The organism is Streptomyces sp. NPDC094143 (genome assembly GCF_040303825.1).
In the GTDB taxonomy this organism is placed as follows: Bacteria; Actinomycetota; Actinomycetes; order Streptomycetales; family Streptomycetaceae; genus Streptomyces.
Map to the genome: position 1 here is coordinate 23,057 of NZ_JBEOTZ010000056.1, position 6,882 is coordinate 29,938.

At 68.4% G+C, this 6,882-nt stretch carries 5 protein-coding genes; all 5 read right to left on the reverse strand.

Annotation, left to right across the window (positions count from 1 at the left end; translation table 11 throughout):
- Entirely contained in the window at nt 1-1,035 is a 1,035-nt protein-coding gene (locus tag ABTZ58_RS36810) for an ABC transporter permease (RefSeq protein ID WP_351366806.1), read from the reverse strand.
- Nucleotides 1,032-1,994 carry an ABC transporter permease gene (locus ABTZ58_RS36815; protein ID WP_351366809.1) on the reverse strand — a complete coding sequence of 321 codons (963 nt, stop codon included), beginning with the start codon at nt 1,992-1,994 and terminating at the stop codon, nt 1,032-1,034. Before ABTZ58_RS36815 ends, ABTZ58_RS36810 begins: the two co-directional genes overlap by 4 nt.
- Nucleotides 1,987-3,543: a sugar ABC transporter ATP-binding protein gene (locus ABTZ58_RS36820; protein ID WP_351366812.1), complete on the reverse strand. Its 1,557-nt coding sequence runs from the start codon at nt 3,541-3,543 to the stop codon at nt 1,987-1,989. Before ABTZ58_RS36820 ends, ABTZ58_RS36815 begins: the two co-directional genes overlap by 8 nt.
- Nucleotides 3,544-3,626: 83 nt before the next feature.
- Nucleotides 3,627-4,721, reverse strand: coding sequence for an ABC transporter substrate-binding protein (locus ABTZ58_RS36825; RefSeq protein WP_351366815.1), 1,095 nt, complete (start codon nt 4,719-4,721; stop codon nt 3,627-3,629).
- Between the two features lie 472 nt (nt 4,722-5,193).
- Entirely contained in the window at nt 5,194-6,213 is a 1,020-nt protein-coding gene (locus tag ABTZ58_RS36830; RefSeq protein WP_351366818.1) for a LacI family DNA-binding transcriptional regulator, read from the reverse strand.
- Nucleotides 6,214-6,882 lie beyond the last annotated feature (669 nt).

Genomic DNA, 6,882 nt, shown 5'->3' on the forward strand with positions numbered 1-6,882 from the left:
TCACATGAGTTGCCGTCTGCGGCCGAGCCAGGTCTGGGCGATGACGACCACGGCGAGGAAGGCACCGCTGACGACCTGCTGGTAGGAGGAGTCGAGGGAGCCGATCTGGTTGATGACGTTCTGGATGACCTTCAGCAGCAGGACGCCGACCAGGGAACCGCTGACGTAGCCCAGGCCGCCGGTCAGCAGGGTCCCGCCGATGACCACGGCGGAGATGGCCTCCAGCTCCATGCCGTTGCCGAGGATCGTCACGCCGGAGGCGAGCCAGGCGGCGTTGAGCGCGCCCGCCAGACCGGCGAGCAGCCCCGACAGGGTGTAGACGAGGATCTTCGTGCGGGCGACCGGGGCACCCATCAGGGCCGCCGCGTCCTCGTTCCCGCCGACCGCGTACACGTGCTGCCCGAAGCGGGTGCGGCGCAGCACGACGGCGCCCGCCACGAACAGGGCCAGCGTGATCCACACCGGGTTGCCCAGACCGAGTGTCGTGCCCTGGCCCAATTCGGCGAGCAGAGAGCCCTTGCCGATGAGGAACGTGTCCGCGCCCTCGTCGGTGATGGCCAGCAGCAGGCCGCGCGCGCCCAGCATGGCGGCCAGCGTGACGATGAACGGCGCGAGGCGGGAACGGGCCACGAGCAGGCCGTTGACGACTCCTATCAGCCCGCACACAACCAGCGGGAGCAGCAGGGCGACGAGGGTGCCGTGCCGTGAACCCCAGGCCGCGAGCACCCCGCCCAGGGCGAACAGCGAACCGACCGACAGATCGATGCCGCCGGTGATGATGACGAAGGTCATGCCGAGCGCGACGATCGCCAGGAAGGCCGAACTGGTCGCCATGTTGCTGACGTTGTCGCCGGTGGCGAAGGAGTCGAAGGAGAGCGACGCCACCAGGGAGACGATCACCAGCACGGCCAGCGCGCCGTGCTGCTGGATGAGAGCGCTCAGCCGTTCGGACCGGGCCGAGCCGGCCGGCTCGCTCGCTCCCGCCGGCTCGTTGCTCGCGGTCGTCACGGGCGCGTCCGCTTTCATGACGGTCATCGCTTCCCCCGTCCCCGCGCCGCGTACACCGCGGCGACGATCACTACGGCCTGGGCGATCTGGGTCCAGGAGGGCGGCAGATCGTGCTTGATGAGGGTGGCGGTGAGCAACTGGATGAGGACGGCTCCCGCCACGGTTCCGGCGATGTTGACCCGGCCGCCGGTCAGCGGCGTGCCGCCGACGACGACCGCCGTGATCGCCGAGAGTTCCATCAGGTTGCCGAGCGAGGTCGGGTCACTGGCCTGCAGACGGGCGGTCGCCAGCACACCGGCCACGGACGCGAGCAGCGCGCACACGACGTACACGATGATCAGCACCCGTCGCACGGGCAGACCGGCGAGCTGCGCCGCGGGCCTGCTGTCGCCGATGGCGAGGAGCTGACGTCCGAAGGTGGTGCGGCGCACCACGAAGGCCACCAGCAGGGCGAGGACCGTTGCGATCAGGATGAGATAGGGGATGCCGAGGACGTCACCGGAACCCAGGGAGGCCAGGGCGGGGTTGCGCAGGTCCTCCAGCTGCGGCAGCAGCACCAGGGCGATGCCGCGGCCGCCGACCATGAGCGCCAGGGTGGCCACGATGGGCTGCACGCCGACGAGGGCGACGAGCGCGCCGTTGGCCAGTCCGACCCCGGCGGCGAACAACGCGACCACGAGCAGCGCGGGCAGCAGCCCGTAGCCGAGGTACAGCGCGGTGACGGACGCCGCCAGCGCCATCACGGCGCCGACGGACAGGTCGACGCCTTCGGTGCCGATGACCAGGGCCATGCCGAGGGCGACGATGATGACGGGGGCGACCTGCACCGCCTGGGTGCGGAAGTTCTCCGCGGAGAGAAAATGAGGAGTGATGACGATGTTGACGACGAGCAGAGCCGTGACACCGGCGTAGACGCCGTAGGTCTGTAGCCACTGGAGTACACGGGTCTTGTCCAGCGGGGCGGTCCGCAGGGTGGCCTCAGCCATCGTTCGCCACCTCCTTCGCGGGCTCGGCTGGGGTGTCCCCGGCGATGGTGTGCATGAGCTTCTCCTCGGTGACGTCGTCGCCGGCGAGTTCACCGACGACGGCGCCGTCCTTCAGCACGACCACGCGGTCGGACCCTTCGATCAGTTCCTCCAGGTCGGAGGAGATGAGCAGGACGCCCAGGCCGTCGGCGGCCAGTTCGTCCACGAGTTTCTGCACCTCCGCCTTGGCGCCGACGTCGATGCCCCGGGTGGGCTCGTCGAGCAGCAGCACCTTGGGGTTCATGGCGAGCCAGCGGGCGAGCAGAACCTTCTGCTGGTTGCCGCCGGACAGTTCGCCGACCTTCTGGTGCGGCGAGGATGCCTTGATGTGCAATCGCTTCATGAAGGTGTCGACGACGCTGTCGACGCGGGCCTCGGAGACGAGGCCGAAGCGGGACAGGCGAGGCAGGACGGCGAGCGCGATGTTCTCCCGGACCGACAGCCCGGGGACGATGCCCTCGCTCTTGCGGTCCTCCGGCAGCAAGCTGATGCCCGCCCGGATGGCGGCCGGCGTCGAACCGCCACGCAACGGCACCCCGGCGACCATGACGCGGCCCGAACGGAGCGGCAAAGCACCGGAGATGGCCTTCGCCGTCTCGGTGCGTCCGGAACCGAGCAGCCCGCCCAGCCCGACGACCTCACCGGGCCGGATGCTCAGGGACACCTTGTGCAGCCGGTGCGGCACGGTCAGCTCCGAGGCGGCCAGCACCGGTTCCGAGTCGGCCGTCCGATGATCACCGGTGAACTTGGTGAGGCCCTCTTCACGGACCTCGCCCAGATCCCGGCCGAGCATCGTGGACACCAGGGCCAGACGGTCGAGTTCGGCCAGGCTGCCGTGGTGGACGCGGCGGCCGTCGCGCAGCACGGTGACCGTACTGCACACGGCGTACAGCTCGTCGAGGCGATGGCTGACATAGGCGACGGCGATGCCGGCATCGCGCAGGCGACGGATCACCGAGAACAGGGTTTCGACCTCGCGTGGTTCGAGCGAGGAGGTCGGCTCGTCCATGATGACGACGCGCGCGTCGGTGGCCACGGCGCGGGCCAGGGCCACCATCTGCTGGGCGCCGACGCCCAGGCTGCGCAGCGGTCGGCGCACGTCCACCTGGACGCCGTAGCCGCGCAGGGTCTCCTGGGCCTCCCGGTCCATGCGGGCGACGTCGAGCAGACCGAAGCGGTTGCGCGGTTCGCGGCCGAGGAAGAGGTTGCGGGCCACGCTGAGCAGCGGGATGAGGTTGACCTCTTGGTAGATGGTCGAGATTCCCGCCTTCTGCGCCTCCAGGGGAGTGCCGAAGGAGACCGCGTGGCCCTGGAAGGTGATGTCGCCGGCGTCGGGGCGGTACACGCCGGTGAGGAGCTTGATGAGGGTCGACTTGCCGGCGCCGTTCTCGCCGATCAGAGCGTGGACCTCGCCGGCGTGCAGGGTGAGGTCCACGTCGTCCAGTGCCCGGACGCCGGGGAAGCTCTTGCTCAGTCCGCGGACGGCGAGGACTTCGGCGGGGGGTGCCACCTTTGCCTCCAGGAAGAGAAGGGTGCGGAATGCGGTGCCGTTAAGGAGGCGGCGGGGGCACGGGTGCTCGTGCCCCCGGAGGCTCAGTAGGCCTTGCCGATCTCCGTCTTCGCGTTGTCCGCGTCGTAGGCGCTGTCCTGGATGATGACGTCCTGCGGGACTTCCTCACCCTTGGTGAAGGCGTCCAGCGTCTGGAACGCCAGCGGGCCGAAACGGGGGTTGGACTCGATGACGCCGCTGATCCAGCCGTCCACGATGCCCTGGACGGCGTTGCGGGTACCGTCGACCGTCACGATCTTGACGTCGCCGGCCTTCTTGCCGGCGCCCTTGAGCGCGGCCACCGCGCCGAGGCCCATCTCGTCGTTCTCAGCGTAGATGCCCTTGATGCCGGGCTTCGACTGGATGAGCTGCTCGGTGACCTGCTGCCCCTTTTCGCGTGCGAAGTCACCGGTCTGCTCGAACACGACCTTCAGCTCCGGCGCCTTCTCGGCGATCCGCTCCTTGAAGCCCTTGGTTCGCTCGGTGGTGACGTTGTTGCCGGCGGAGCCGAGGAGGATGGCAACTTCGCCCTTGCCGCCGGTGGCCTCAATCATCTGGTCGGCGGCCCGCTTGCCCTGTTCGACGAAGTCGGAGGCTATGAAGGAGGCGTAGTCCTTGCAGGCGGTGGCGTTGATCTTGCGGTCGATCGTGACGATGGGAACCTTCTTGGCGGCGGCGGCCTGCAGCACCGGATCCCAGCCGTCGGAGTTGAGCGGGGCGATCACCAGCAGGTCGGCACCCTTGGCCAGCAGGTCCTGAACGTCGCTGATCTGCTTGGAGAACTGCGACTGGGCGTTGGCGGTCAGCAGCTTGATGCCACGCTTCTTCGCCTCGTCCTTGATGGACTGGGTTTCGGCGATGCGGAAGGGATTGGCCTCCTTCTCCGATTGGGAGAAGCCCACAGTCGCCTTCTTCAGGTCCAGTTCCTTGGCGCCATAGGCGTCGATGGTGCACGTCTTGCTGCCCGGCTTGGGCTTGACGGCCTTTTGTTCCGCACCCGCGGAGGCCGGGGATCCGTCACCCTTCGAGGCGTCGTCCTCCGACTTGGCGCAGGCTCCGGCGGCCAAGGCCACCGCGGCAGCCAGGGTCACGATCCCGGGGCGGACGAGGAGACGAGGACGATGAGTGCTGCGCTGCATGGTTACCCCGATTCGGGTGGCGCTGGGTGGAATTGAGGAGCTGACGCGTGAGCAGAGAATCGTGCATCTCCCCTGACGGGCAACGTTGTCAGGCCCGCTGCAAGGAGGTTTTACATCGTTGGAAGGACCCTGTAAACCCCCTGTGCGTCCACCGTTGGATCTCGGCAGGAGGCGGCGGTCACGGCGCAAGCGCTTGCCCAACGCCCTCACCTCCCAGGCTGCTTCATCTCCCGGCGGTGGCTGGACATCAGGTGATCAGGTACTACAGCTCTGCCCATCGGCACTTCAGGGTCGGAGCCAAGGGCCCCGGGCCGCCGCCGTAAGGGCGTGATGGCCGGAACGCGCTCGGCGGACTCGGCCGGGGGCGTCACACCGGGGGTGAACCGAACTCGCCGGCGTGGACGCGTGGCCTCGTCACGCCGGTCGGATGTGCGCGTCGTACCCGCCTGGCGGGTCAGTCGTGAAGCCGCCCTCAGATGTCGGACGCCCCGCGTCCGAGGGTGCTCTCCCGCTGGACCAGGCGGTAGTCCGCCCAGACACGGCCGGGTTCGGGAGCTTCACCGCTCAGCCGGGCAAGCACCGACTCCACGGCAAGGCGGCCGATGCCCTCCTTGTCCGGCGACACGGAGGTCAGCGTGACCGCGCCGAAGCGACCCTCGACCACGTCGTCGAAGCCGACGACCGCGATGTCCTCGGGGACGCGCAGACCGCGCTCGTGCAGGACGCGCATCGCACCGATGGCCATCGGGTCGTTGTACGCGAAGACGGCGTCGGGGCAGCGGCCGGAATCGAGGATGCGCGCCATGGCCGCCGCGCCGTCCGCGTGCCCCCAGCCGCCGGTAGCGGCGATAAGTCCCTCGTCCGCCGGGAGTCCAGCGGCGGTGAGCTCCTCGCGCCAGCCCTGTACGCGCAATTGGGCGGGTTCGCTGCGGCCGCGCCGGTCGCCGATGAACGCCACTTCCCGACGCCCGAGATCGATCAGGTGCCTGACAGCGGCTCGGGCTGCAGCGACGTTGTCGATGGCGATGTGGTCGTACGGCAGGTCGTAGTCACGCTCGCCGAGGAGCACCAGCGGAACGTTCTCCGCTCGGTCGCGCAGGTCTTCGGTCTCCAACTCAATGGGGCTGAGGATGAGTCCGTCGATGACACGCGCGCGGAAGCCCTGACTGACCAGCAGTTCTTCCTCGCGGCGCCCGCCTGTGTGATCGAGCAGCACGATGTAGTCGTGCGCGGCGGCGGCGTCGACAACGGCGGCGGCGAGTTCGGCGAAGTAGGGGTTGCCGAGTTCGGGCAAGGCGAGCGCGATCATGCCCGTCCGCCCCTTGCGCAGATGCCGGGCGGTCAGATTGGGTCGGTAACCGAGTGCGTCGATGGAACGCTGGACCCGCTCACGCATCGTGGGGGTGACGTGCTGGTAGTCGTTCACCACGTTGGAGACGGTCTTGATCGAAACCCCCGCGTGGGCGGCGACGTCCTTGAGGCTGACCCGCACGGCACTCCCTTTCGAAGCGGCCCCGCTCGGGTTGTTGGTGCTAGCGCGCGCTGTGTCGTCACCGTGCGCATGGCGCCGAGTCCCAGGGCTTGCTGTTTACAACGTTATATATCCCTCCTCGCCGCACTGACAAGGTGGCGGAAGGGGCTCGCGTCGAGCGTCACACGTACGCGTCCCGCAGGTCAGACGGTAGCGCAAGCGTTTGCTTCGTGGGAGCCGTTCCAGTGTCTGGGACACTGTGCCGGCTTCGCGCTGCGACGGTGGGGAACCTGTCTGCTCGGCGATGGCGAGGCACCTGCGGTCTCGACTGCGGATCGCGCGTGCGGGGTGCGCCTGGGGTATGGGAGGCGACCGTGCCATGGCGGACGGTGGCCCGATGCCACCTTGGCCCACACAACTTCGATCAGGATGAACCGTTTCAGCCATCGAAGAATCCATAATGTGTGGTCGCTGACGACGCCCCCTTGCCGAGAGTTCTTGCCCACTGCCCCACAGGTGCCCGACATTCTCTAGCCCGAGTTCGAGGCGAACCCCTACCCCGCCTACGCGGTCATGCGGGAGAAGAAACCACGGACTAAGACGGTGTCCTATGTGGTGAGGCGGACGTACCGCTTGTAGCAGCAGAGGGCTGCGGCGAGGCCGAGAAAGGCCAGGTAGTTGCGTGGATTG

Excerpts from the sequence above, each read along its gene's own strand:
- ABTZ58_RS36815 (WP_351366809.1), bottom strand. The coding sequence starts at position 1,994 with ATGGCTGAGGCCACCCTGCGGACCGCCCCGCTGGACAAGACCCGTGTA.
- ABTZ58_RS36810 (WP_351366806.1), bottom strand. The coding sequence starts at position 1,035 with ATGACCGTCATGAAAGCGGACGCGCCCGTGACGACCGCGAGCAACGAG.
- ABTZ58_RS36825 (WP_351366815.1), bottom strand. The coding sequence starts at position 4,721 with ATGCAGCGCAGCACTCATCGTCCTCGTCTCCTCGTCCGCCCCGGGATC.